Source organism: Paenibacillus sp. 8b26 (assembly GCF_050626875.1).
Taxonomy (GTDB): Bacteria; Bacillota; Bacilli; order Paenibacillales; family Paenibacillaceae; genus Paenibacillus.
On the sequence record NZ_CP192445.1, the window covers coordinates 2,938,321 to 2,964,432 of the forward strand.

General features: G+C 47.0%; 19 protein-coding genes and 1 pseudogene. 10 read left to right on the forward strand and 10 right to left on the reverse strand.

Features of this window, described 5'->3' with window-relative positions; translation table 11 throughout:
• Positions 1–62 precede the first annotated feature (62 nt).
• From ACQ4MX_RS13545 to ACQ4MX_RS13560, 4 genes are all read right to left on the reverse strand, one after another.
• Entirely contained in the window at positions 63–1,682 is a 1,620-nt protein-coding gene (locus ACQ4MX_RS13545) for an ABC transporter substrate-binding protein (RefSeq protein WP_431091119.1), read from the reverse strand.
• Between the two features lie 159 nt (positions 1,683–1,841).
• On the reverse strand, positions 1,842–2,204 hold the full coding sequence (locus tag ACQ4MX_RS13550) for a DUF1304 domain-containing protein (RefSeq protein ID WP_431091121.1): 363 nt from the start codon (positions 2,202–2,204) through the stop codon (positions 1,842–1,844).
• Between the two features lie 130 nt (positions 2,205–2,334).
• The gene (locus tag ACQ4MX_RS13555) at positions 2,335–3,846 is read right to left on the reverse strand and encodes a methyl-accepting chemotaxis protein (RefSeq protein WP_431091122.1); all 1,512 of its coding nucleotides are present in this window, start codon (positions 3,844–3,846) and stop codon (positions 2,335–2,337) included.
• Positions 3,847–4,105: 259 nt separating this feature from the next.
• Positions 4,106–5,359 carry a cation:dicarboxylate symporter family transporter gene (locus ACQ4MX_RS13560; RefSeq protein ID WP_014279281.1) on the reverse strand — a complete coding sequence of 418 codons (1,254 nt, stop codon included), beginning with the start codon at positions 5,357–5,359 and terminating at the stop codon, positions 4,106–4,108.
• Positions 5,360–5,566: 207 nt separating this feature from the next.
• On the opposite strand from ACQ4MX_RS13560, the gene ACQ4MX_RS13565 reads away from it, so the two are divergent.
• Positions 5,567–6,868 carry a sensor histidine kinase gene (locus ACQ4MX_RS13565; RefSeq protein WP_431091124.1) on the forward strand — a complete coding sequence of 434 codons (1,302 nt, stop codon included), beginning with the start codon at positions 5,567–5,569 and terminating at the stop codon, positions 6,866–6,868.
• A gap of 5 nt (positions 6,869–6,873) precedes the next feature.
• Positions 6,874–7,803, forward strand: coding sequence for a response regulator (locus ACQ4MX_RS13570; RefSeq protein WP_149095457.1), 930 nt, complete (start codon positions 6,874–6,876; stop codon positions 7,801–7,803).
• 404 nt (positions 7,804–8,207) lie between these two features.
• On the opposite strand, the gene ACQ4MX_RS13575 is transcribed toward ACQ4MX_RS13570, so the two are convergent.
• Together ACQ4MX_RS13575 and ACQ4MX_RS13580 are read right to left on the reverse strand one after the other, a co-directional pair.
• Positions 8,208–8,435: a Spo0E family sporulation regulatory protein-aspartic acid phosphatase gene (locus ACQ4MX_RS13575; protein ID WP_431091126.1), complete on the reverse strand. Its 228-nt coding sequence runs from the start codon at positions 8,433–8,435 to the stop codon at positions 8,208–8,210.
• Positions 8,436–8,647: 212 nt separating this feature from the next.
• Positions 8,648–9,937 (reverse strand): annotated as a pseudogene (locus ACQ4MX_RS13580) (helix-turn-helix domain-containing protein).
• 225 nt (positions 9,938–10,162) lie between these two features.
• On the opposite strand from ACQ4MX_RS13580, the gene ACQ4MX_RS13585 reads away from it, so the two are divergent.
• Positions 10,163–10,615 carry an AbrB/MazE/SpoVT family DNA-binding domain-containing protein gene (locus ACQ4MX_RS13585; protein WP_431091127.1) on the forward strand — a complete coding sequence of 151 codons (453 nt, stop codon included), beginning with the start codon at positions 10,163–10,165 and terminating at the stop codon, positions 10,613–10,615.
• Positions 10,616–10,725: 110 nt separating this feature from the next.
• On the opposite strand, the gene ACQ4MX_RS13590 is transcribed toward ACQ4MX_RS13585, so the two are convergent.
• Positions 10,726–11,226, reverse strand: a complete 501-nt coding sequence (locus ACQ4MX_RS13590) for a hypothetical protein (RefSeq protein WP_431091129.1) — start codon at positions 11,224–11,226, stop codon at positions 10,726–10,728.
• Positions 11,227–11,470: 244 nt separating this feature from the next.
• Between ACQ4MX_RS13590 and ACQ4MX_RS13595 the strand changes: the two genes are divergently transcribed.
• Together ACQ4MX_RS13595 and ACQ4MX_RS13600 are read left to right on the forward strand one after the other, a co-directional pair.
• Entirely contained in the window at positions 11,471–11,968 is a 498-nt protein-coding gene (locus ACQ4MX_RS13595; RefSeq protein WP_431091131.1) for a DinB family protein, read from the forward strand.
• 179 nt (positions 11,969–12,147) lie between these two features.
• Positions 12,148–13,347 (forward strand): MFS transporter, encoded by a 1,200-nt coding sequence (locus ACQ4MX_RS13600; protein ID WP_431091133.1) that lies wholly within the window; start codon positions 12,148–12,150, stop codon positions 13,345–13,347.
• A gap of 27 nt (positions 13,348–13,374) precedes the next feature.
• On the opposite strand, the gene ACQ4MX_RS13605 is transcribed toward ACQ4MX_RS13600, so the two are convergent.
• Complete coding sequence (locus ACQ4MX_RS13605; protein ID WP_431091134.1) at positions 13,375–14,196, reverse strand: endonuclease/exonuclease/phosphatase family protein; 822 nt, start codon at positions 14,194–14,196, stop codon at positions 13,375–13,377.
• A 5-nt stretch (positions 14,197–14,201) separates the two neighbouring features.
• Positions 14,202–15,866: a PTS transporter subunit IIBC gene (locus ACQ4MX_RS13610; protein WP_134911585.1), complete on the reverse strand. Its 1,665-nt coding sequence runs from the start codon at positions 15,864–15,866 to the stop codon at positions 14,202–14,204.
• Positions 15,867–16,109: 243 nt separating this feature from the next.
• Between ACQ4MX_RS13610 and ACQ4MX_RS13615 the strand changes: the two genes are divergently transcribed.
• The 3 genes from ACQ4MX_RS13615 (at position 16,110) to pgmB (ending at position 20,238) form a co-directional block, all read left to right on the forward strand.
• A complete protein-coding gene (locus ACQ4MX_RS13615) occupies positions 16,110–17,132 on the forward strand; it encodes a LacI family DNA-binding transcriptional regulator (RefSeq protein WP_431091135.1) in 1,023 nt (340 codons plus the stop codon).
• A gap of 139 nt (positions 17,133–17,271) precedes the next feature.
• Positions 17,272–19,554: a glycoside hydrolase family 65 protein gene (locus tag ACQ4MX_RS13620; protein WP_431091136.1), complete on the forward strand. Its 2,283-nt coding sequence runs from the start codon at positions 17,272–17,274 to the stop codon at positions 19,552–19,554.
• 24 nt (positions 19,555–19,578) lie between these two features.
• Entirely contained in the window at positions 19,579–20,238 is a 660-nt protein-coding gene (gene pgmB, locus ACQ4MX_RS13625) for a beta-phosphoglucomutase (RefSeq protein WP_431091138.1), read from the forward strand.
• Positions 20,239–20,281: 43 nt separating this feature from the next.
• Here pgmB and ACQ4MX_RS13630 read toward each other — a convergent pair whose 3' ends face one another.
• Positions 20,282–20,461: a hypothetical protein gene (locus ACQ4MX_RS13630; RefSeq protein ID WP_431091140.1), complete on the reverse strand. Its 180-nt coding sequence runs from the start codon at positions 20,459–20,461 to the stop codon at positions 20,282–20,284.
• Positions 20,462–21,365: 904 nt separating this feature from the next.
• Between ACQ4MX_RS13630 and ACQ4MX_RS13635 the strand changes: the two genes are divergently transcribed.
• Complete coding sequence (locus tag ACQ4MX_RS13635) at positions 21,366–23,030, forward strand: SWIM zinc finger family protein (RefSeq protein ID WP_431091141.1); 1,665 nt, start codon at positions 21,366–21,368, stop codon at positions 23,028–23,030.
• Entirely contained in the window at positions 23,027–26,044 is a 3,018-nt protein-coding gene (locus ACQ4MX_RS13640; protein ID WP_431091142.1) for a DEAD/DEAH box helicase, read from the forward strand. Before ACQ4MX_RS13635 ends, ACQ4MX_RS13640 begins: the two co-directional genes overlap by 4 nt.
• Positions 26,045–26,112 lie beyond the last annotated feature (68 nt).

Genomic DNA, 26,112 nt, shown 5'->3' on the forward strand with positions numbered 1-26,112 from the left:
CCCCTTGCTGTTCTCGAAAAAAATAAGCTGGTTCTCCCAGCTTATTTTTTGAAAACCCTGTCTTATTTGTGATAAATTTTGGACAAATCTTCGAAAATTACGACTGGTTTCAGCACAGCCTGATCAATACCGCCATACTGCTTGTCGAACGCTACAATCGTTTTGGTATAAGCAATCGGGTAGATAACTGCATCATCAGCCAAAAGCTCCTGTACCTTTTTATAGATTTCTCCACGTTTGGTCGTATCCGACTCTCCCGCACCCTCTTCCAGCAGCTTATCCACTTCCTTGTTGGAATAATGCGAATAGTTGGAGGAAGATCCGGTGTTGTACAAAATACGGTACGCGTCCGGGTCATAGCCCATAATGTAGCCGCTGATCGCCAGATCGAAGTCCTTGGCATTCGTATCGACGAATTTTTGCGACCAAGCCGAGGAATCCATGCTGTTTACATCCAGCTGCACGCCGATATCCTTCAACTTCTGCTGAATGTACAGCGCTTGTGCCTCTTGCACCTTATTACCGCCTGGAATAATAATGCGCAGCTTCAGTCCTTCAGCTCCAGCCGATTTCAGCAGCTCTTTCGCCTTGTTCACATCATTATTGAAAAATGGAACATCGTTCGTGTGATACAACACGTCTTGTGTCAGTGCAGACTTCGCAGTATCCGCATAATCCTTGGAGCCATAAGATACTTGAATCAACTCATCCTGATTCAGCGCATAAGAGAGCGCCTGACGCACTTCTTTTTTGTTCAACTGCTTGGTGTCACTGTTTTCATTAAACATCAGGTAAGCCAAGCGGCCTTCACTGTAAGGGTAAATATCGAACTTATCGGTCGCCTTAATCGTATCCACGTTTTGCGGATCGACATAATTTACATTGATCTCACCATTCTGGAGCGCCAAGCTCGCCGCATTCGAATCTTTTACAATCCGATACGTTACAGAATCCAGATGAGGCTTGCCGCCAAAATAGTTATCGAACCGTTCCAGCGAAACGTACTCGCCAGTCTTGTACTCTTTGAATTTGAAAGGCCCCGATCCAACCGGAGTGTTGTTTTTCGTGCTTTTCTCAATATCCGCTTCGTTCTCGAAAATATGCTTCGGAATCGGGGATACCTGTACCAGCGCCGCTTCAAAAGCAGGAGCTGCCTGCGGAAGCTTGAAATCCACCGTTGTATCATCAACCTTGCTCACCTGAACCGGCTTGCCGTTGATCATAAAATTACTTCTCAAAAAGCTGTGCTGCTTCTCGTCCAAAATTTTATTAATCGTGAAAACCACATCGTCAGCCGTCAGCTTTTGACCATCATGCCAGGTCAGATTCTTTTTCAGCTTCAGCGTGTACGTCAGCTTGTCTGCCGAAGGAGTCAGGCTATCTGCCAGATAGAATGTCTTCTTGCCGTTGTTCACCTGAAACAAAGGTGCGAATATCGCCTGATCTATCGTCAGACTCACTCGGTCACCTGCATAGTTCGGGTTCAGCACCACCGGATCGGCTTGTACACCGATGATCAGACTGCCGCCATCCTTTGGTTGCCCGTTATCCGCTGTTGTAGCACTCGTATTCGCTGCACTTTCGTTTGTCGCAGACGAAGAACCGGAATTCCCGCCAGAGCAGGCACTTACCACCAACATTAATATGATCAATACAAATACACCAGTCCAATTACGACGCATGTCTCTAGCCTCCGAGTTCTCTAAGTGTGTAATAAAAAATATTATAAATCGGAATAATCGGATTTACAATCAATTAAAAACTACCTATTCCCCTTTTCATTAGAAGTTCAGACATTATGTGATCAAAATTAGCAAAAAAACACCCGATTAGGGTGTCTTTTAGAAGACCAGCAAACTGATTAATGCCAGCAACGCAGGTAAACCTTGTTTCAGTAAAATGGATTTATTGGCCGTCAATGCACCATAAATCGCAGCCACCAGAACACAAATCACAAAGAACAGTTGAATCTGTTGCCCTACCGCAGTATCCGGGTACAGCAGCCCCCATACCAGCCCGGCAGCCAGAAACCCGTTGTACAGCCCTTGATTCGCAGCCAGTGACTTGGTCACTCCCGCCAGCTCCTTGGAGGTGCCGAACGTGCGAATCGCCCGTGGAGTCGTCCATAAAAACATTTCCAATATTAAAATATACACATGCTCCAGAGCAACAATCCCAACCAATATTGAACTGATCAAGCTCAAGTATATTCCTCTTTTCCACACAAGTTATGATGAGGTAACTTTTTAAATCTATTCCCGAAAAGTATAATGGTTCTTCCAAAAACAGTAAAGAGGCCGAGCCTAATGCCCGACCTTATTCCTGCATAAACCCTTACATCGTTCTCGCAAAATCAAGCAATGCTTTGGACATGCTGTTAATCTCGTCCGTAGATGCATTCACCTGCTGCGTGAGCGCAGCCTGTGTCTGCGTCAACGTAGACATATTGCCGATGTTATGCAAAATCCGCTCGATGAGCGTCTTCATTTCGTCCAGACTGGTCTCAATATTTCCGGTCGCATCGGCGCTGTGAATGGCAAGCTTCCTTACTTCATCCGCAACTACAGCAAAACCGCGTCCCTGTTCACCCGCACGGGATGCCTCGATCGCCGCATTCAACCCAAGCAAATTCGTTTGGTTGGCAATCTCTTTAATGAAGTTGGAAATGTTTTGTGTCTCTTCCGCGCTGACTTTGGCCTGATTAGCCGCCTCAGTCGATTGCTCTTGTGCCGTAGCCAGCTCCTGCGCCTGATTACTAACCGAGTTGACACCATTCACCATTTCCGTAATGGAATCAGAGAGATGTTGTATTTTGAGCGTGAGCTCGTCCGCAACAGACTGCTTTTGTTTTTCCAACGTTACATCACGGATAGTACCTGCCATGCGAATTGGCACTCCCTTACTGTCACGTATGCTTCCACCACTATTATAATACCAGCGGTATTCGCCATTTTTATTCTGCAAGCGGCAAGTTACTTCATAGGGAGTGCGATCTGAAAAATCATTCAAATGGTCGTTCAACGCTTTTAACGCTATTTCAACGTCATCTGGATGCAAGCGTGAACTCCAACTGCTAAGCGCACTCGGAAAGTCTTTCTCATCACTAAAGCCCATCGTTTTGCGAAATTGCGGTGACCACCAAAATTCACTATTTGGATTCTCTACATCTCCGTCAACCAGAATGATGTCGTATGGAGCTTCGATTAATACACGGTTAACAAGGTCATACCTTGTAACCATGGCCTCCAGCTCCTCGGACTTGATCTTCTGATCATGCACATCCAGCAAAGCACCGGCAATCCGAAGCGGTACTCCCTGATGATCGCGAATCGTTGTTCCAGTCGCACGGAACCAACGGTATTCGCCATGCTTCAGCTTTACGCGATACTGAATGTCATAAGGAGTTTTTCCGGTATGATCCAGCAAATGATCCGCCAACGCTGCCAATACCCAGTCATAATCCTCCGGATGTAACCGGGATGCCCAGCTATCCAATACATTTGGGAAATCTTTTTCGCTCTGATACCCCAGCATGGAACGGAATTCATCTGTCCATGTGAACGTATTACTTGGATTGACGGGATCACCTGCAATGACTTCCATATCCCATAAGCCGACTTCTATGGCCTTGGTGACGAGCTTCAGTCGAATGTCGGTGTGTCGAGCCTCATTTTTGATGGATTCAAGCGCTTGGTTGACATTGTTTGCGATTTCTTGAACCTCAGAAGATGCAGAGGATAGTTGTATTGCGGCAGAGTAGTCTTTCTGCTGTATTTTTTGCGACAATTTGCGGCTTTCTTCCACTAAAGGAGCAAGTAATTGAGCCTCGTTTTTTTTGAGAAACATGATATGATCTTCCCTTCTGGACCAATGTTTGAAACGGTATATTTTATATCGGAATATTATCAATAATCATTATAAATAAAATTGAAATTAATTAGGTAAAAAGAACCATTTTTTAAGACCATATGCCCAAATATTCATAGATAAAATATCGAAAAATGTCGAATAAGAGAGAAAACTCACAGATCTGGAAACGAAAAGAACACCCTTGCACTTACTCTGCAAGAGTGTTCTTTTCGGCAAATATTCGGTTTATTCGATTTTATTTCAAAGAAGCAGCATATTCCTCGCCTTTTTCCTTATCGTATTCGCCTTCCCATTTGGACATGACTACGGCGGCAAGCGAGTTGCCTAATACATTGACTACCGTACGCGCCATATCGAGAATACGATCAATACCAGCGATAAAGGCCAAGCCTTCCAGCGGAAGGTTCACTGATCCCAGTGTAGCGAGCAAAACTACAAAGGAAGCGCCCGGCACGCCTGCAATGCCCTTGGAAGAAATAATCAGCACTATTACCAGTGTGATTTGTGTAGTGATTGGCAGGTCAATGCCGTACATTTGGGCAATGAAAACCGCAGCCAGTGCCTGATACAAGGTGGAACCGTCCAGATTAAAGGAATATCCAATCGGAATGACGAAGGAAGTAATCCCTTTAGGACAACCGAACTTCTCCATCTTCTCCATGATCTTGGGCAGGACGCTTTCCGAACTGGCGGTCGAGTAAGCCAGCAGCAGCTCGCTTTTCAAAATTTTAACCATGGTCCAAAGACGGGTACCGCAAAGCTTTGCAATAATTCCAAAAACAATCACAATGAATAACAGCATGGAGCCGTACACGGACAAGACGAGCTTAAGCAACGGCCACAACGAAGCCAGTCCAAACTTGGCTACTGTCGTTCCGATCAGTGCGAATACACCAAAAGGAGCCAGGCGCATCACCTGATTGGTTACCCAGAACATGGCGTCGGCTACACCTTCGAAGAAACCCAATACAGGCTTGCCCTTGTCACCAATCGCCGCCACCCCTAGTCCGAACAATACGGAGAAGAAGATAATGGCCAGCATATCCCCTTCGCCCAACGACTGAATAATATTAGTAGGTACAATATGCACAATCGTATCCATAAAGCTGTGGCCTGTCTTTTCTGCTGTCTCCACATAGTTATGAATATCGGTCTTGGCCAGATGAGACATATCCACGCCGTCTCCGGGCCGAACCAGATTGGCAACGAGCAGTCCGAAAAGGATGGCAATCGTCGTTACAATTTCAAAGTAAAGAATAGACTTTCCACCGAGTTTACCCAATTTTTTCATATCTCCGACGCCAGCTACGCCGATAATGAGAGTTGAGATCACAATAGGCACGACAATCATCTTAATCAACCGGATAAAAATATCGCCGATCGGCTTTAAGTAGACTTCCACCCCTGAATTGCCGTAAAATAAGGCACCAATAATAATACCTAATGCCAGTCCGATAAAGATTTGGATCGTCAAATTAATCTTTTTCACTTTGTGTCTCCCCCCTATTTGTATATTTTTTCAGTATGCTGTACTTAATATTCAAATGGTGTTATTTATACTACAGTCTGATCTATAAAAACCGACAATTATCTACACCTGTATTTGTTTTTTTTTCAATAAATTCACCACTTTAATGTTAGATTGTGAATTTATCTCACATTGCCTTTTTTTCGAATACACAGGAGGTGAATAATTATGAAGCTGAATATCCTCCTTTTCCTGCTTATGCTTGTGTTCGTACCGTTGGCGGGCGAGCTAAATATTCACCCGTTCTCTAATACATTTCGTCTCAGCTTCGGCACGCCTGTATTTTTTTTCTTTCTGTTATCCATTCGTCATATTCCGCCTGCTGTATCGGGACTGCTTACTGGCTTAGCCGTGGTGGCCTTTCGCATCTCACTCAGTTATTTCACCCATCCCGGTCCTTCCTTCGAAGAGCTGGTGACCCTGCACGGGCCTACCTTTTTTTATTACATGGTCTACGGCCTGCTCTTTCAGGTCCTTAACATTAATGCCGAGCCTTACCGCGCTCTCCGGGTGGGCATCCTCTCCGTGGGTATAGAGGTTGCGGCAAGCGTGGCGGAACTTAGCGTCCGACGGAGCATTGACGGGGAATTCTGGGACATCTTCAAGATGGGCAAGGTGGTGCTCATCGCCATGATCCGTAGCTTCTTCGTGCTCGGGTTCTACAATATCATTCGCCTGAAGCAGTCCGTTCAGCATGAAGAGGCGCAAAGAGAGCAGACCGAACGGATTCTGCTTCTGGTATCGGATCTGTACGAGGAGTCCGTCCAGCTCGGCAAAACCCTGTCGCATACAGAGCAGATCACCCGTGAAAGCTACGAGCTATATCGGGAGTTGCAGCAGGCTGAATCCTTGGAAGACAGGGACCACTACGCCAGACAGGCGCTGCGTATTTCCGGACAGGTTCATGAGATCAAAAAAGACAGTCAGCGGATTTATGCCGGGCTGTCCAAGCTGATTGATGCGGAAAGCGGAGTGCATTACATGCCTTCTCGGGAGCTTGGGGAGCTGATCGTCCGAACGAACCGCAAATATGCCCAAGCGCTGGACAAGCCCATTCATTTCACCCTGCATGTTGACTCTTTACTGCCGAAGTTGCATGTTTATACGGTTTTGACACTCATTAATAATCTGACAGCCAATGCGGTTGAAGCGATGAAGGACAACGGAAGGATTGACGTTTCCATTCGGTTTCTACCGGGAAAAGAGGATACCGTAACCTTTAGCGTCACGGATAACGGCCCGGGGATTCCTCAGCGCAAACGGGAAATGGTCTTCACACCGGGGTATACAACCAAGTATGATGATGAAGGACAGCCTTCGACCGGTATGGGATTGTTTTATGTGCGCGAGGTCGCGGAGAGCCTCGGAGGAACGATTGTGCTGCAACAGGAAGAAGAACACACAGACAGGGTACGGACCACTTTTACAGTCACATTGCCTTTACGGAAACTGACGGAGAAAGGAAGATAGCCCGGATGCGTTTTTATATTGTGGATGACGATCAGGGAATTCGTTCTATGCTGGCAGACATTATTGAAGATGAAGGTCTCGGGGAGGTTATCGGTGAAGCGGAGGACGGTTCCTATGTGAGCAGCGATCTACTGGAGCTTAACCGGATTGATATATTACTCATTGACCTGCTGATGCCGATTCGTGATGGCATTCAGACGGTACGCGCGCTCGGTGATCAATTCAGCGGCAAAATCATTATGATTTCCCGCATTGAATCCAAAAATATGATCGGCGAGGCATACTCACTCGGTATTGAATACTACATTGCCAAGCCCTTGAATCGGCTGGAGATTATTGCGGTGATTCATAAGGTGTCCGAACGTTTGCGTATGCAGCAATCTATCACAGATATCCAGCGCACGCTACAGGGACTATCGATGTTCGCATCGACAGGACCATCGACAACGGTAGAACCGACCAAAAGCATCACAACTTCCGGACAGTTTCTGCTCTCCGAAATGGGAATGATCGGCGAAGCGGGGAGTATGGATCTGCTGGACATGCTGGAATATCTGGATCAGTATGAGGAGGAAACGGGTAACCTGTCCCCCTACATGTTCCCGCCGCTGAAGGATATCTTCGCGAATGTAGCCTTGAAACGGCTGGGAAGCTCGGCTTCTGCGGCAGAGCTGAGCAAGGAAATCAAGGCATCTGAGCAGCGCGTCCGCCGCGCCATTTTCCAGACGCTAAGCCATATCGTGTCGCTCGGATTGACGGATTACACCCACCCAAAATTTGAAAATTATGCGTCCAAATTTTTTGATTTTACAGAAATTCGCAAAAAAATGCTGGAGCTGCAAAACAATGTGGAGCCCTCGCTGTCGCAAGCCCGTATTAATACGAAAAAATTTGTACAGGTGTTCTATATGGAGGCCAAAAGGCTGCTACATTGAACTTTCCTCCACCTAACGCCAACGCTTAGATATGAGGGCAAGCCATGCAGGATTTCCGCGGATTTTTCGACTTTCTCACGACGATCATGAGTTGTGGCTATCGGCTAAACTCCTTCTGTTTTAATCATCTTATTACACCCTGCTTGTGTGCATCATACCTTTTCCACTACGAACTTCAAAGATTCTCACGAAAGAAATCTCAGTAAAAAAGTAGCTCCTTCAGGTGATGCAAGGAGTTGCTTTTTTACTTTGCCGCGGCGGTCAATCCTCCGGTGCTGCTATAGGTACTTTATCAAGACAGTCTGGAGCTTGATCCAAATTCCACGCCAGATTATTTACAATTTTTGACTTGATGAAATGTATATAAATATCACCGAAGTCATTTTATAGCATAATTATGATTGTTATGTGGGAAGAGTAATAGTTTTGCATAAAAAGGATTGGGGGTCTGACTGAACATAGTGATGTAACTTCTTAGTCTGATACATACGATTGTGCTGATTAATGAGTTCGTCCAAAATCATAGATTGCTCAAGTACGCATGCATGTCCGAAGCCACACTCTTCGTAAAGATCATTCAATCGTTGTCTGGCACTTTCTATCTGTTTATTCAAGGATTCATCTATGTTCATATCTTCATTCCCCCCTATTTATTTTCATTTTAGGGGTAAATGACCAATTACATCATGAACGTTTTTTATCAAAAAAAGCAAAAAAAAGACCAGCCAAAGGGCTGGCCCAATGCTAACAATTTGATTAAGCTGCACCAATGTGTCCCTGAGTTTGGATTGTTCCGGGGTTTTGATTCACAACTTGAACTGGTACTGTGAATACCAGTAACAAGCTAGTTACTACGGTCAAGGAGAAAACCATCTTTTTTATCATGTTTTTCCCACACCTCCTGAGACAATTTTTCGTACTGATCCAGCGTTTCAGGAGCGGCATGTGCTCTAAAACGGTCAAATAAACCTGAACAGTTGGAAGTTAGCAGTACATTATTTATTGTAGCAGCTTTTTCCAAAGCGTTTAATAAATATTTAAAGCCATATGAATATCTGCTTTTATTCAGGCTGTAATTTGGGGTTCAAATCGCTGAAGGATATAATCCACATCCAGATTGTACTGATTGGCTGCTTCAATAACATTCAAGAGTTCGCTAAAAATATACTGCTCGCCCGTCATATGCTCTACGTAATCCGGCAGGACACTCACATCTCCAGACATAAGCCTGTTCACGTAAGTATTAATTTTTGCCCAATGCTGAAATTTCTTCATCCACTGGAGTGTGTCTGGATCACTTTCCTTTACCCAGTTTAGATCAGCATAGCCGCGAAGATGCTCTATCGCTTGTTTATGATCTCCCTTTGCATCGCAGGCATTAGCACACAACAGATCGGCGTAAGCTATGTATACAAAAAGAGGCCTGCTAAGTTTCTTTTCCGATTTAAATTCTCGCTTGGAGTTATGAACCAAATCATATTGAATCTGTCCTAATTTATACATTTGACATGAAAATTTATAGACCTTATCCCACATACTTAATGACCTATACACGTTGGTCAATTTCGTCTAAACGGTCGACAAAAGGTTCAAACCTGGCAGCCGTTTGAAGATTTTGAGCCTGATCTTTTCCGATCCCGAGGCTAAACAACCGATATTGGCAGATCGCAAGTCGTTCTGAATGTTGCTTTTTTTCACTCTCAGCCACGTTTTCATAAAGACAGGCCGCCGCGTCCTGGTATATTCCTTTTTGAAACAAGTCCTCAGCCATTTCAAAAAGTAACGGGAGGTACATTGAAGTATCTAACAACGGACTCATAACTCGCTGTATGAAATCCAACCGACCGAGCTCCGCACAACGATATAAAAATGGGCTTATTTTTCGCCAATTCAGAGATGATGACTCTATGATGCACTCTTCAATGTAACGTTCATAAAAATAGTCTGGTGGTAATTCCATCCCAGCCGTAATGCGGTCTAAATGGTTAACCGATACAGAGCGATTGCCTGTGACGATACTGCTAAATGTACCTACATTCAAATCAATGATGTGACTAAACTCGGTCAGAGTTATGCCGTTCTGTTTTAGGTATTTTTCAATTTCTGTGCGAATCATAGGTGTGATTTCTTCCATGAATAAAACCACCCTTCACGTAAAATTGTGCAAAATTTAAACATAAATAAAAATTGGAAAATCTATTATACAATTAAATGTTTGCCTGTTTACAATATACCATTTTCTAACACAACAATAAATACTCTTTTAGGAGATCGTTGGATTATATATGTAAAAATTACAAAATGGATTTAGAGGATCATTTAGATGGATTCTATAATTCTGATTTAGGAGAGATTTCAATTGAAGAGAACAGGTATGACACGTCCCTTAGATTCGTTAGGCCGGATTGTTATCCCTATGGAAATCAGGAACACTATGGGGATTGAAATTAACGAACCTTTAGAATTTTATGTGGATACTGAACCCGGTTTTATAGGCTTAGGAAAGTATAGTAACGGGACTTCCTGTAAATTGTGCAGCTCGGCTCAGGATTTAAGCTATTTCAAAAGCTCTCTTTTATGTAAGCAATGTATACTCGACCTGAAAGGAAACGTAGGTGTTACTTCCATTCCTGTTCCTGCTGTTAAGGAGGAACCTGCGTCTAAAGAACACAAGCTCCATCGGTCTACTTTACAATTGCTTAAAAGTCTACGGAAATTAATGCGTGAACATCCCAAAGCCAAGCAGAGCGAATATGCCGAATGGCTTGGCGTATCACAAGCCCGAATATCTCAGATAAAAAAATTATTATAGGTCGGTTCTGTGATCTTACGATGTGACCTTGATAAACAAAGAGAGCTCCAGACCTTTCACCGGCCTGGAGCTCTTGTTTTGTTAGGAGTCGTTAACCTTATCTCTTAAAATTAGAGTTCATCTGGGTTAGTGGCTGATATAGCCCATGCTGAGGCGTCTACATAAGCTCCGCCAGCGCGCCACTGTATTTCATAGTTTCCTGAGCGCAATCCGCTTGAAAACCCATCCGTGCTGTACCAATTAAATGTATCACCAGCACCCACATACTTGGTAAAATAATCTTTCCCACTGTCGACATGCTTTAAGGTAAAAGTAAGCGTCGCCCTGGTGTTGTTTTTTACACGTAGCTTAACATGACCATATCCAGGAGATATGGAGAACTCTGTTAATGGCGACTTGCCGTCAAGGTTCACATTAAAAAGATCTTTTGTTCTAAAAAGACTCACTCCGTCATGATTAACAGGTGTTGTCACCTCATTTTGGGTCGCGTAAGTCGATGTACTTGCAGAATCAGTTACACCTGAATCCGCAAAGATCGCACTCGGCACGGCAATAGCTCCGCCTAGTAGACCTAGAGACAAGGCTGACGCAATAACATGTTTTTTCTTCAAAAATTGTTCCTCCTATCTAATAATAATAGATTACATATCAATATTTACATGAAATTCCCAAAAAAGTTGTATGCATATTTAGGCAACTTTGTGAATGTATTGGGTTATTTTCACCTTTACAACTACAGCGTTTCCGCATCTCTTAGCTGCCATGCTATAATTTTCATTTCCAAAAATTTAATTGTATAATCGTAAAATAAGAACAAGCTAGGAACATACTCTCCATAGAAGGGATGATCAATTCATGTCAGATGCAAACCAATTATTTGGTCAAGCACTGGTTAAATCGCTGGTCGGTGAACGTGGACATATCCGAGTGGCTCGGGCTTTGCCGGACATCGATGTCGAACTGGCAGGGAAGAAAAATGCAGAAATGCCCTACAGCATTTATCAACTGTTGAAGCATATGAGCTACTGGCAGCAATTTATGCTGGAGCATTTGGAAGGCCGGAAGCCCCAGCTTCCAGGCAATGTGATGGAAAGCTGGCTCGAAGAAGCCGGACCGCAAAGTGAAGAAGCATGGCAAGCTGTCATCAACGAATTTTTACAGGGCGTAGATCAGGCTGTAAAGATTGCCGAAACGGCACAGTTGGATGATTCGCTGGCCCATTTCCCCGGTGAAACAAAAGCGGGACTGCTGCGGAATATCGCTTCCCACAACTCATATCATTTGGGCGAAATCGTGCTGCTGCGCCGTATCTATGGAGCTTGGCCGCCGCCAGGAGGGGGATTTCCCGCTTAAAGGGTACAGAATTAGGCACAGCAAGGAACACATCTGCGTATCCTATGAGAGAACTCACTCCCCTTGTGCCCTGCTTACTTCATATTCATCCTACCTTGATTTGAAGTCCTTCATGCGTAATCAGGAGCAATCAGAAAAACGGTTCCCATGATGCATAATCAAAGAGAGGTTTCGAGGATATGAAGAGGCGTTTATATTTAAACCGTAATATCATCTATATGATTGTCATCAGTCTTATTGCTAACATGAGTGGGAGTATGATCCTCCCGCTCTTTGCTATTTATGTAGAACAGTTCGGCATATCTGCACTCAATATGAGTATTTTATTTTCTCTATTTTATGTGGGAAGATTTCTGGGTGGAGGCTTGGCAGGACGAATTTATGAAAAGATTGGCGCAAAGCGCTTGGGGCTGAGCTTACTCTTGGCTGAGATTATTTGTATGCTCTTGTTCCCGATTGCAGAAAGCTTCATCATTCTATCCATCCTTAGACTCCTTCAAGGCTTGGTGGCGATAGGATTAACCGTCTTTGTAAGAGTCACCATCAACCAGATCAGTACCACGGAGAATAGAGGTATCCTCAATGGATATATCAGCAGCAGCGAAGGGGCAGGTACGATTTTGGGACCTATCATGAGCGGAGTGATTGTTTCCTATTTTACTTTATCTGTTCCATTCTATTTCGTTGCTATGTTTTCATTGGTATCGTTCGTCGCCGTTTCTAGAATGACATTCCCCAGTCCTCCTTCCAAACCTCAGCCACAGCGCGAGCTCCTTCATGAGCCGAAAAGAAAAACCACTTTAACAAAGCAGCTACTGCTCTATTCCACCGTTCATTTCCTTGAAATGAGTGCCTTCGCCATATTTTTAACGTACTTCTCTGTGTATGCAACCTACAAGTTTCACTGGAGCCCTGTAGAAATCAGCCTGGCTTTTACCATCATCGGGATATCGACGTTTGTATCAGCACCTTTTATCGGCAAGGTATCGGACCTGCTCAAAGATCGCTTAATGCTCAGTATTATTGGCCTGTTGCTGATCATGGTGGAAATAGCCTTGTTTCTTTGGTTCAAGGAACCATGGATCGTATACTTGGGGATGTTCATCGGGGGCATTGGCGGAGCCAGCTATCTGGATTCTTTTTACTCGCAACTGGGGGATGTCATTCCTGAGGAAAACAGAAGTTCATTTATCGGCAACGTTGTATCCCTCTCGGAATTAGGGGCTATTGTTTCTCCAATCATCGCTGGCGTACTCATTGAACGTTTTAACATAAATGCCCCTTTTTATTACAATATGATATTAGTGCTTATGGCTATCGCTATCCAATACTTCATTCGGTTAAAGTCGAAAACCTCAAGAAAAAGGCCACTTGCATAAGCAGGCAGCCCGTTCCTTTACCTATAATTACAGCTCCAATTCAACTGCAACCCCGAAATGATCGGATACGACTGATCCCGTTTTTCCGTTCAGCACGACGGTTGAAGATTGAACCTGTACGGGTTTGTTGGAAAAAATATAGTCAATCCGCAGCGGTTCGGCGTTACTTTCCCAGCCTGCAATGGCTTTGATGACCGTATGGCCTTCATCACGTACCGTTGCGTTCGGATAGGTGTCCGACCAGCCGGATTGCAGCACATAGTCATACCCTTCCCCGCGCACTTCAGCCGCATTGTTGAAATCCCCCATCATAAAGACAGGCGTCGGTGCAAAAGGATTCAATACCTCCGTTGTACGGTCCCATAGTCCACGGAAGGATTCCTCATCATTCCACCAGTTGTAGTGCCCGCTCACAAACCATGCCGATACTCCATCCACCGTAGTTTGCACGCCCACAATTTTGCGGGATCGGTAGTTGTCATAGTCCCGTAGCGAGGAAACATATTCGCTCACCGTGTTTGCAATCGGTGTTTTGGACAAAATCGCCAAGCCCTCATCGTATTTGGCAAAGCCAATATGTGCGGGGGCCCACGTCCAATAATAGGTATCGGACAATAATCCGTTCAGCACATAAGCGTAATTATCACGCTTAATGACCACCTCGGGATCAGCACTATAGTAAGCTCCCAAATCGTCCGGCGATAAAGGAGCCTCGTCTATGGACTGGTTCACTTCCTGCAAAGCAATGACATCGAACTGCTGCTCATGAATAAAAGCGGCCAGTTGTTTTAGCTTTTCAAGCTGATTTTCTTCCATCCAAGCATGTACATTTAAGGTTAACAATTTCAAAGTAATCACCTGTTGAGTATGTCTTGTATATCTGATTTGAGCACATCGGCCTTCGGTCCGTAAACAGCCTGTACCCCATTATCTACTTTAATCAAGCCCAGAGCGCCTAGCGCTTTCCATGTCTTTTCGTCCCCGACGGCATCTGTATCCTTCACCGTCACACGTAGACGGGTCATGCAGGCATCGACCTCGACAATGTTCTGCTCACCCCCAAGAGTTTTGATGATATCGGTAGCCAGTTGATTTTGCGGGGAAACAGCCGCCACACCATCTGCCTTCGTACTCCCCACCTCGGAAGTCCCCTGAGGCTCCTCATCCGTATAGTTTCCCAGTCTTCCCGGCGTAGCCATTTGGAATTTGCCGATCATAAAATAAGCGATAAAGTAGGTTGCTACCGCAAATACAACACAAGTCAGCACGAAGTTAATAATATCCTGCACCAAACCCGCATTTATAGACAACGGCAATCGGGTCAGCAGTTCAATCATACCAAACGAATGTAAACGCAAATGTATGATGTCCGCCATTCCGAACGCAATTCCGGTAAGAATAGCATAAACTACGTACAGTACAGGCGCTACGAACATAAACATAAATTCCAGCGGCTCCGTTACCCCTGTCAAAAAGACAGCAGCGGCGGCTGAAAAAATCATCGACTTGTACTTGCTTCGCTTATCCTTGTCTACACGGCGATACATAGCCACCGCCAGTCCCATAAGGATTCCCGCTCCGCCGATCATTTGTCCTACCTTAAAACGAGCAGGCGTCACGCCTTCCAACAAGCTATTGTAGGCAGCCGGATCGGTACCACGAAGCGCACTCAGGTCGCTTGCCCAAGCCAGCCACAGCGGGTCCTGTCCAGCAACGACGCTGCCCGCCCCGGAACCCGTAAGCGTCGTGTAAACGCCACCAAGTTGAGTATAGTTAATAGGAACCGTCAGCATATGGTGAAGCCCGAAGGGAATTAATAGTCTTTCCAGTGTACCATAGACAAATGGCGCTACAAAAGGAGCCGATTCCCCAGAGGTCGCCAACCAAACACCAAACTGGTTAATCCCTCCCTGGATAAATGGCCAGATGGCAGACATGATCAAACTAACGATGACAGACCATAAAATCACGACAAAAGGAACAAATCGTTTACCGTTAAAAAAGGCTAAAGCATCCGGTAGCTTGCGGTAATTGTAGTATTTGTTAAATACCACTGCCCCGACGAACCCGGAAATGATACCGACAAACACGCCCATATTGAGTGCAGGTGCTCCTAATACAGAAGTAAAATAGCCACTGACCGGAATGGATGCACCAAAGAGAGTATGGGTGGTTGCCCCCTCCTGCGTTAGCATCTTCGAGGATACACCCAAAATCGTTCCTGTTGAAATATTAATAAGGATAAAAGCAATTAAGGCAGCAAAAGCCCCGCCAGCCCGTTCCTTGGCCCAGGAACCGCCGATTGCCACCGCAAACAGAATGTGTAAATTGTTAATGATGCCCCAACCCAAATTTTCCATGACCCCACCGACGGTCAACCAGACATGAACATCACCAGCCAGCATTGCCACCACTTTACCGAGCGAAATCATAATTCCGGCCGCTGGCATGACGGCGACTACCACAAGCAGTGCTTTCCCAAGCTTTTGCCAAAAATCAAATGATAGAAGTTTTTTCATTTCTCCATCAATCTCCATCCATATAGTATGTACAGCGTTGTTTGTTACCTCGTAAATATATGCAATCGGTTGCACAATTATTATAATGATATCGCTTTCTATTAGCAATACCCTGATTGTAAATATCTTGGTTAATGACGATGTAAAAGCTCGAAAAAAGCCGCGAATTTGTTGATTTTCGAGCAATATCGTATGATAGAACATAATATTTCCTGCTTGAGATAGCAAAAGGAGAAGAAGACGATGGCAGTAACCATCAAAGATGTCGCAAAACGTGCCAATGTTGCTACTTCCACCGTGTCCCGCGTCATTCAAGACAGCCCTAAAATCAGCGAGGCCACCAAGGCGCGTGTCCGTAAAGAAATGAAGGCGCTCGGCTACGAGCCCAATTATTCGGCCCAAAGTCTGGCTAACCGTGTCACACAGTCGATTGGCATTATTATGCCAGAATCGGATGTGGCAATCTTTCAAAACCCGTTCTTTCCGGAAAGCCTCCGCGGGATTAGTGAATGGGTGAATGAGCATAACTATACACTGTCGATTGTCACAGGAAAAACGAGCGATGAATTACTATCTCGCGTGAAGCTGATGACGCGAACCGGACGTGTTGACGGCTACATTGTCCTGTACTCCAAGCAAGAGGATAAAATCGTGGAGTATTTCCATAAAGAAAAAATACCTTATACCGTAATCGGTAAGCCTCAGCAATTTATCAGTGAAACCACCCATGTGGACAACGATAACTACCAGGCCGCCAAGGACGTGGTCACTTATTTGATCCGTCTGAATCATCAGCGTATTGCTTATGTTGGCGGAGATCATGAACGCACTGTGAATATTGAAAGACTCAGGGGCTATCAGGATGCGCTACGGGAGGCCCATCTGCCTCTACCAGGCGAATATGTTGTCAGGGAGCCTTTTACCCTGGAGGACATGCGGAGGCTATTGCAGGTTTCCCCGCCGCCTACCGCTATGATCGTCAATGATGACCTTGTTGCGATGGCGGTACAAAAATCACTGTCCCAACTGGGCGTGTCCATGCCGGAACAGCTTTCCATGGTGAGCTTCAACAATCTGATGCTGGCTGAGCTGATGAACCCCCCTCTTACTTCCGTAGATATTGATATCTTCACCCTGGGTTATCAGGCGGCCAAAAGTCTGATCGAAAAAATCGAAGACCCCAAGGAGCTGACCAAACATATCATTGTTCCCCACCGGATCGTAGAACGCAAATCCAGTCAGGCGCTGTTATCTTCCAAGGAATGAACAAAAACTGATTTTGTGGACATCCATAAAATCAGTTTTTTTGCGTTGACAGGGCAATCGGTTGCACTATATACTGAACTCGCTCATATACTGATTTCGTTAAAACAACGAATTCATTTTCCGAGAGGGGTACGCAATCATGGTTTATAACCGATTATTTGACGTAGATAACTGGAAACTGACAACCCACACTCTACATACAACACACATGCGATTACAAGAAAGCATAATGTCCATAGGCAACGGTTATATGGGCATGCGCGGCAATTTTGAAGAAGCCTATTCAGGTGATCATCATCAAGGAACTTATATCTCCGGTGTCTGGTTCCCCGACAAAACAAAGGTCGGCTGGTGGAAAAATGGCTATCCTGAATATTTTGGCAAGGTCATCAACGCCATGAATTTTATCGGCATCGGTCTGATCGTGAACCAGCAGGAAGTGGACTTATTTACGGCACACATCAGTGATTTTGTGCAGGAACTGGACATGAAGCAAGGTATTCTGCGGCGTGCCTGTACCGTGAACGGTCAGGTTCGTATCACCACGGAACGTTTTCTAAGCATCACCACTCGTGAACTATGCCTGATTGATTACCAAGCAACCAATATAAGCGAGCAGCCTCTAACGATTGAGCTTGTTCCTTATCTGGACGGTAATACGAGAAATGAGGACACCAACTATGATGAGGTGTTCTGGCTAGAGGAAGCACGCGAGGTTCAGGAACAATTCATCAGCCTATCCACAACGACGATAGATAATCCATTTGGTGTTCCGCGTTTTACCGTAAACGCTACCATGGGTATTGTGACCGAGGGACAGGATCATCAGACGACAGAAGAAGGCTTTTTGTATGCTGCACGCCACTATCAATATACCGTCGCCCCGGGTGACAGTGCTCATTTGCAAAAAATCGTGGCGGTCACCACCTCACGCGACATAGAAATGGATGCGTTGATTCCACAAGCTGAACGTCTCGCCGTGGAAGCTGTGAACAAAGGATACGCTCTGCTTAAGCATGAGCATATCGCGGCTTGGGCCGGACGTTGGGACAAAGCGGATGTTGAAATCGAAGGGGATACGGAAGCTCAGCAGGGAATACGTTTTAACATTTTCCAGCTATTCTCTACGTACTACGGTGAAGACGCCCGCCTGAATATCGGACCGAAAGGCTTTACGGGTGAGAAATATGGCGGTGCCACGTATTGGGATACGGAAGCGTACGCTGTACCGATGTATTTGGCGCTGGCAGATCCTGACGTGACTAAAAACCTGCTGCTATACCGTTACCATCAACTGGAGGGTGCCAAGCATAACGCGACGCAGCAAGGTCTTCGTGGAGCACTGTATCCTATGGTCACCTTTACGGGTGTGGAGTGCCATAATGAATGGGAAATTACCTTCGAGGAGATTCACCGTAACGGAGCCATCGCGTATGCCATTTACAATTACACCAACTATACGGGCGACTTGGCCTATTTACGGGAATATGGAATAGATGTACTAGTCGAAATTAGCCGCTTCTGGGCGGATCGAGTTCATTTTTCCCATCGCCATCAGCAGTATATGATCCACGGGGTTACCGGACCGAACGAATATGAGAATAACGTCAATAACAACTGGTATACCAACACGCTGGCTGCATGGGTTTTAAAATATACGTTATCGGTCTTGCCTCAAATTTCTTCAGAGAAATCAGAGAAGCTGGCTGTTACCGAGGATGAGCTTGCGCATTGGCAGGATATCATCAACCGCATGTACTATCCTTACGATGAGAAACGCGGCATATTCGTACAGCATGATACCTTTCTGGATAAGGATTTACAGCCTGTATCCTCCCTTGATCCAAGCCATCTGCCACTAAATCAGAAATGGTCATGGGATAAAATCCTCCGTTCCTGCTTCATCAAGCAGGCGGATGTGCTGCAAGGTCTGTATTTCTTCGGAGATCGGTTCACGCTGGAGGAAAAAGCACGCCATTTTGCATTTTATGAGCCGATGACCGTTCATGAATCCAGTCTGTCCCCATCCATTCACGCTGTGCTGGCTGCCGAGCTCAAAATGGAGGAAAAAGCAGTCGAGATGTATAAACGAACAGCTCGTCTGGATCTGGATAATTATAATAACGACACCGAGGACGGACTGCATATTACCTCCATGTCGGGAAGCTGGCTGGCGATTGTGCAGGGCTTTGCCGGAATGAGAACGTATAACGAAACGTTGAGCTTTTCCCCCTTCCTGCCGCAGGGCTGGAGCAAATATACGTTTAAAATCAACTATCGTGGTCGCTTGCTAAGCATTCTCGTACAGGAAAATGAAGTGATCATTACGCTGTTGGACGGAGAACCCCTGACGCTGGAGCTGTATGGACAGCCAACGCACATTACCCATGGGCAGCCGTTACTGACAAACAGTGTTTCATAAACCGGACAGACAGGGGGAAACCAAATGAAGGCAGTGATTTTTGACTTGGACGGAGTCATTACAGATACCGCCGAATATCATTTTCAGGCATGGGGCAGCTTGGCGGCAACGTTGGGTATTCCTTTCGACCGGGAATTTAATGAGCAGTTAAAAGGAATCAGCCGTACAGAGTCACTCGACAAAATATTGGCGCGTGGTGATCGGTCCAGCGCGTATTCAGCCGATGACAAGCAGCAACTGGCCGCACAGAAAAATACCGAATATCAGCGGCTCATCTCGGCTTTGACCCCGGTAGATGTATTACCGGGAATCCGCGCGCTCCTAACGGAGTTACGTGACGCCAGAATCGGTATCGCGCTGGCCTCTGCGAGCAAAAATGCAGCGTTTATACTGGATAGGCTGGAGCTGACGCACTATTTTGACAGTGTGGTGGATGTCACAGCCATTCGGCATGGCAAACCCGACCCGGAAATCTTCCTCACCGGAGCTTCCAATCTGGGCGTTCAGCCTGCCGACTGTATCGGTATAGAGGACGCACAGGCGGGAATTCAGGCGATCAAGGGTGCCGGGATGTTCGCGGTCGGCGTAGGAACGCCCTCGCAAATGCAAGGTGCGGATATCGTGGTGGCTACAACCGCCGAGCTGTCTTTGAGCATGTTGGAGGCGCATTTTATCAGAGGATGAAAAAGGGAAAAAATATAAAAAAATGGCCTGTCTCTGTGACAGGTCATTTTAGCGTGTTTATGACTTGAAGGACTTTCTCTTTGGTGTCCGGGTGATTATTTGCATATTCTGTGAAGGCTTCTTGCAAAATGGTTCTTTGATCCTTTTCGGTAACAAATGACCAGGTACGCAGCATCGCAGCGAACTCTTCCGGAAATCTAAAAGATAGCGCATTCCTTGCCAAAGCGATTACCTCCTATTCTTAATAGCTTGCGATAGAGCAGCCAGTGAAATAACCAGACCGACCAAAGCGATGATAAGGGTAACAGTTTGCATACTGATGCCTCCTTTATGGTTTCTCGAATTTGTAAAATATATTTTACAACAGAGAATGAAGAGGGTAAGATAAGCATAAGATGATAGGGTGCAGGAAGGGGATTACTCCCCAACCTTGCTGATGATTCAAGCCTTCTTACGTTGCAGCGTAAGGGGCTTTTTACTTTACCCGGCGGTTGTTTTTCGTAGCTGTTTGGAAGTTCATCCAAGCGGCTGCGAGATTAACCAGTGCCGTGAGTAGAAGTACAATCGCGGTCCCCATCGTCTTAGGTTCTCCTTTCCGGAGTGCTTACTACACCCTCTGAAAATATATTACTATTTATACGTACTGCCATCAATACGGGGTTCCCGCATCCTCACGCAGCCATTGGAGCACATCCCACTGGTTGTCGGGGGAAACGCCATGATCTGTTGGATATATTTTAAAAGTGCAGTAAGAAGTCCGACCTGGAAATACGCTGCTGTCTCATGACCGATCCTCACTGGAAATACGGAATCGTATTCGCCGTGGGAAATAAATACGAATACGTGCGGTTGGGATCAAGCTGGCTGGGCAGGTGAATATCATAGCTATATAAAGATGACATCTTCTTTTCCTCCTCATACAATCCTAAACAGGATCATCAGCACTAAGATATTAGTAATATTTATTTTATATTCATAATACAAATTCACTCTCTAAAAGAACGCATGTCAACCCGCATGAAAACTTTCCATCTGCTCCCTCCACCTCAATTTACGGTCATGAACTGATATAATGGAAGAGTTAAGCTTTCATCGATTGACTATTCTCTCTTAGGAGACTAATGCATATGAAACCAACCTATCTTATGGATGATATACAATGGCAGCAGCTTATCCAGAACGTGGCTGACCATTTTAATGACGTGACGATTAAACGCGGCTTTCAATATTTTAAGCAAGGAAAGGTAAAAGAATTTACAATGCCTGATGCCGACCATATCGCGGCTGTCGTAGATGGAAGCGATCTTTACGAGGTGGATCTGCACTTGAGCGCTTTTGCTGCCAGCCGATGCACATGCCCGGTTCATAAGAACTGCAAGCACATGATTGCTGCACTGCTGAATTATGCGAAAGAGCAGGAACGTTCCGTACATGCGTTGGTGAACGCCCATTCAGCGAGCTTCACCCGGTTGGCTGCCCAATCTGACGTGCGCACCACCGCGCCAACTTCCCGGTCCACTCCTTCACCGGATCGCAAGGAAACTGCAAGGAACACGCTCAGCAAAACAGCAAGCCGCATACTGAATTTGCCCATATCGGAATGGCATGACCTGTTCGATCAGTGCATCGCGCTCAACCATGTAAACACGCAAAATTCTCAATATGTCCAAAGCGCCCTAGCCTCGATATATGCTGTGAAGCCGCCGCTTTCACCCGGCATGCAACAGTTGTATGGACTGCACGCTCATCTGCGTGTGCTGGAAAAGCTGGTGCCTCAGTCACCTATGCCGGGCTATCCCCCCCATTCCTATATGGGATATTACACGCAAATCGCCGCAGATGAGCTTAAAGAAGCTATCGAGCGTGATTTTGAGAGCCAGCTTGCCCTAACCGATGAACCGATGCAAGAAGCACGCATGGCAGAGACCTTGGCCTATTTACGCCGAAAAATGCTGACAGAATCGCGTAACGGCACTTATTTTTCAGACGCGTACTACCGATTTTGGCTAAATTGGATGCGTCCCCAGCAGAAAGATTCCACTTCCAGCATATATGCGGAGGAATTACAGCATTTACGGGCGGCTGAGGATGAGCTTGGTACAGCTTTGGCCCGGCTTCCCTGGATGCTGGCCCAAAGCTGGATGTATTTTTACCAGTCGCAGGATGATCAAGCCTGGTCGCTGCTTCAGGAGGCCGAAAAAGCCTTTCCACTAAAAATCTCTTCGAGTCAGTTGCTTTTGTTCTTGCATGCGTTGCGTGAAGCCGAGGAATGGCCACGTCTCAAGGATGGACTACGGCATATCGGACCCTTGCTTCACAGCCATCGGGACGATCATTTACACGATTATATGAATGGTTGGGATATGGTTTTGCAGCACCTTCCAGAAGCGGAGCAGGAAATGTGGAATACACTGGTCGGTATGCTTCCTTTTGCCGGGGGAATGTATGAAGAAGCGCTGCTTGCCCACGACAAATGGCGGCAATGGATTGACTATCAGCTAAGTATACGCAGCGAGCCTTTGAGTTTTCGGGTGAGCGTGTTACAACCCATTGAAAAGAACGCACCAGAGCTGCTGTTGCCCTTTTACCATCAGGCGGTGGAACGATATGTGCTGGAAAAAAATAGATCCAGCTATAAAGCAGCGGTCAAGCTGTTGAAGCGACTGTTCAAGCTATACAAAAAAATGAAGCAAGAACCGCGTTGGGAGCTGTTCTTCGCGACCTTCACCAGCCGTCATAGCCGCCTGCGGGCGCTACAGGAGGAATTGCGGAAAGGGAAATTGGTATCATGAGCCAATACACGGAGACGATTACGGTACACATCCAGTTAACTACCTATGGAGACGCGCTGATTTATGGCGATTCCTCCATGAATTACAGCATTTCCGGTCAGATGTTGAAGCAGCGTTTGTTTGCCTGGCACGAGGCTTCTTTCTATGGCACCGAGCTGGAGATTCAGCACGTTCAGGACACGGATATTATCCTCCTGCCCTCGGAACAAGTGATTCCCTTTCTGGCGGAACGCCAATTACTGGAGCATATCGAATGGATCTGGGACGAGGGCAATGCCCCGTGGCTTCGGCTGATCCCTCTACTTGCCCATTGTATTGAAGCAAAAGCCTACGCGCCCAGCTTCACGGCATTTCAGACAGGGAAGCTACAATGGATTTGGGATGCGGAAGTACTGGAGGCGCGAGAGACGTTAGAGGCGTTAGAGGGGCTAGAATCGGGGAAAAGGTTTGAAAGCATCGAAGCGGCAGAGCTTGCTCTGCTTGACAGCTTGGAAAAGGACGAGCACGAAGGGCTGGCGGCGGCGTTCTCGGCCGCCGTGTTTCAACGCTGGTACGGCACCGAGGCGGAAGCTGCCGATTTGCGAAGAGAATATCCCATTCTCTTCTCCCAAAACCGCCCGGCCGCGACAGGTCTGGATGCGCGGGCATGGCTTATCGCTATCGGCTGGAAGGCCGATACCGCGCCCTTCCGCCCGCTCCTGCAACTGCTGGAGCCAGAGCTGGAGGACGACGATCCGTCGTGGCAGCTCAAGCTTGTGTTGCAGGACAAGCAGGACCCTGTGCTGCTGGTGTCTGTACAGCTCGCCGATGATGGGCATGCATCCGGTCCATGGCCTGATGCGTGGACAACCCATGTGCGTGAGCGATCAGCCGGCTGGCTGGAACGCTTGACCGCGATTTTGCCCGCCGGGCAGCGTAGCGGAAGCCGCGATGACGTGCTGGATCGCCCGCTCTCCGACGAGGCGGCGTGGCAATTCCTGACGACCGACAGCCAGCGCTTGCTGGAGGGCGGTTGGCAGGTGCTGCTGCCCGCTTGGTGGGAAGCAGCCACCCGCAAGAAGCCGAAGCTGCGGGCCAAGGTCCGCCCGGGCGAAGGCGGAGGCGAGCGCGCGAAGGGCAGCTCGCTGTTCGGACTGGACTCGATTGTCCAGTTCGATTGGCGTGTTGCCATTGGCGATGCCGATCTGAGCGAGTCCGAGTTCGCCGAGCTGGTGGCCCGCAACGAGCGGCTGGTGCGCTTCCGCGGGCAATGGATCGCGCTTGATCCCGCGCTGCTGGCGCAAATTCGCCGGGCGATGGCCGGGATCGACAGTGCTCAGGGATTGTCCTTTCAGGACATCCTGCAGCTGCACCTGCTCGGCAACGCTGATGAGGCGGAGAGCGACGCTACGGGTGAGCAGCAAGAGGATGCGGCACGCTTCCGGCTGGAGGTCGAGCTGAACGGGCATCTGCTGAAGCTGATCAGCCAGCTCGGGCGACAGTCGGAATGGCCCGCACTGGACGTGCCGGATGGACTGCAAGCCGAGCTGCGGACGTATCAACAGGACGGATACGCGTGGCTTGCCTTTTTACGGCGCTTTGGGCTGGGTGCCTGCCTTGCCGATGATATGGGGCTTGGCAAAACGGTGCAGTTTATTGCCTATTTGCTGCATCTACAGAATATCGCAGCAGAGACGGGCATCCGCTCCAGTTCGCTGCTGATCTGCCCAACTTCAGTGCTGGGCAACTGGCAAAAGGAACTCAGCCGATTCGCCCCTTCATTAAAGGTCATGCTCCACTATGGAAGCAAGCGGGATCAGGGCGACTTATTCCGTGAGGAAGTCGAGCAAGCCGATGTTATTCTGACCTCCTTTGCAACAGCAACCCTGGATCAGGAGCTGTTGCAAAGTATGACCTGGGACTCGGTTTGCCTGGATGAAGCGCAGAATATTAAAAATGCGCAAACCAAGCAATCCACTGCCGTTCGCAGCTTCCCTGCACGGCATCGTATTGCGCTGACCGGGACGCCTATTGAAAATCGGCTGTCCGAGCTATGGTCGATTTACGATTTTATCAATCCCGGTTATCTGGGCAGCGCACGCGCCTTTAGCAATCGGTTCATCAATGCTATCGAGAAGGAACATAACGAACAACGAACGATAGACCTGCAAAAACTGGTTCAGCCCTTCATGCTGCGACGCAAGAAGAAGGACCCGGCTATACAGCTTGATTTGCCCGAGAAAAATGAGATGAAAACGTACATTCACCTCACTTCCGAGCAAGGTGCGCTCTATGACCAAATTGTTAAAGAACTCATGGAACGGATGCAGAAGCTGGAGGGGATTGAGCGAAAGGGAGCCATTTTATCCGCCCTGACCCAGTTAAAGCAGCTTTGTGACCATCCTGCGCTCTTAACCAAGGAAGCGGCCCCGGATACCACGGCTTCCGGTTATAGTCAGTCCGATTTTGAAGCGGTCATCAGCCGCTCATCCAAGCTGGAGCGTATTTTAGCCATGGTCAAGGAGCTGCGAGAAGAAGGCGAGCGCTGCCTTATTTTCACACAGTATATTGGCATGGGACGTATGCTCCAGCAGGTACTTGCTCAAGAGCTGCAAGAGCCGGTGCTCTATCTCAACGGTAGCACATCCAAAACCGCTCGTGACCGGATGATTGACCAGTTCCAATCTCACACATTGCCACCTGACGAGCAGCCATCCGTATTTATTTTGTCACTCAAAGCCGGGGGTGTAGGTCTGAATCTGACAGCCGCCAACCACGTCTTTCACTTCGACCGATGGTGGAATCCGGCTGTTGAAAATCAGGCCACGGACCGCGCCTACCGGATGGGACAAACGAAGGACGTACAGGTACACAAGTTCATCTCGCTGGGCACGCTAGAGGAACGCATTGACGAAATGTTGGAGAGCAAGCAGCAGCTTAGTGACCAGATCATTTCCAGCACCGAGGGCTGGATTACCGAGCTGTCGACGGATGCGTTGAAAGAACTCTTTACGCTACGACGCGATTGGGCATGATGAGGTCTATAAACCTATTTTTGAAGAAGTAGTTTATAGCACGGTCCGAAACTCCTTTGTGTGCATCT

What these genes read in the sequence shown, in the direction of transcription:
- ACQ4MX_RS13545 (WP_431091119.1), bottom strand. Translation starts at nt 1,682, where the DNA reads ATGCGTCGTAATTGGACTGGTGTATTTGTATTGATCATATTAATGTTG.
- ACQ4MX_RS13555 (WP_431091122.1), bottom strand. Translation starts at nt 3,846, where the DNA reads ATGTTTCTCAAAAAAAACGAGGCTCAATTACTTGCTCCTTTAGTGGAA.
- ACQ4MX_RS13565 (WP_431091124.1), top strand. Translation starts at nt 5,567, where the DNA reads ATGAAGCTGAATATCCTCCTTTTCCTGCTTATGCTTGTGTTCGTACCG.
- ACQ4MX_RS13570 (WP_149095457.1), top strand. Translation starts at nt 6,874, where the DNA reads ATGCGTTTTTATATTGTGGATGACGATCAGGGAATTCGTTCTATGCTG.
- ACQ4MX_RS13575 (WP_431091126.1), bottom strand. Translation starts at nt 8,435, where the DNA reads ATGAACATAGATGAATCCTTGAATAAACAGATAGAAAGTGCCAGACAA.
- ACQ4MX_RS13595 (WP_431091131.1), top strand. Translation starts at nt 11,471, where the DNA reads ATGTCAGATGCAAACCAATTATTTGGTCAAGCACTGGTTAAATCGCTG.
- ACQ4MX_RS13600 (WP_431091133.1), top strand. Translation starts at nt 12,148, where the DNA reads ATGAAGAGGCGTTTATATTTAAACCGTAATATCATCTATATGATTGTC.
- ACQ4MX_RS13610 (WP_134911585.1), bottom strand. Translation starts at nt 15,866, where the DNA reads ATGAAAAAACTTCTATCATTTGATTTTTGGCAAAAGCTTGGGAAAGCA.
- ACQ4MX_RS13615 (WP_431091135.1), top strand. Translation starts at nt 16,110, where the DNA reads ATGGCAGTAACCATCAAAGATGTCGCAAAACGTGCCAATGTTGCTACT.
- ACQ4MX_RS13620 (WP_431091136.1), top strand. Translation starts at nt 17,272, where the DNA reads ATGGTTTATAACCGATTATTTGACGTAGATAACTGGAAACTGACAACC.
- pgmB (WP_431091138.1), top strand. Translation starts at nt 19,579, where the DNA reads ATGAAGGCAGTGATTTTTGACTTGGACGGAGTCATTACAGATACCGCC.
- ACQ4MX_RS13635 (WP_431091141.1), top strand. Translation starts at nt 21,366, where the DNA reads ATGAAACCAACCTATCTTATGGATGATATACAATGGCAGCAGCTTATC.
- ACQ4MX_RS13640 (WP_431091142.1), top strand. Translation starts at nt 23,027, where the DNA reads ATGAGCCAATACACGGAGACGATTACGGTACACATCCAGTTAACTACC.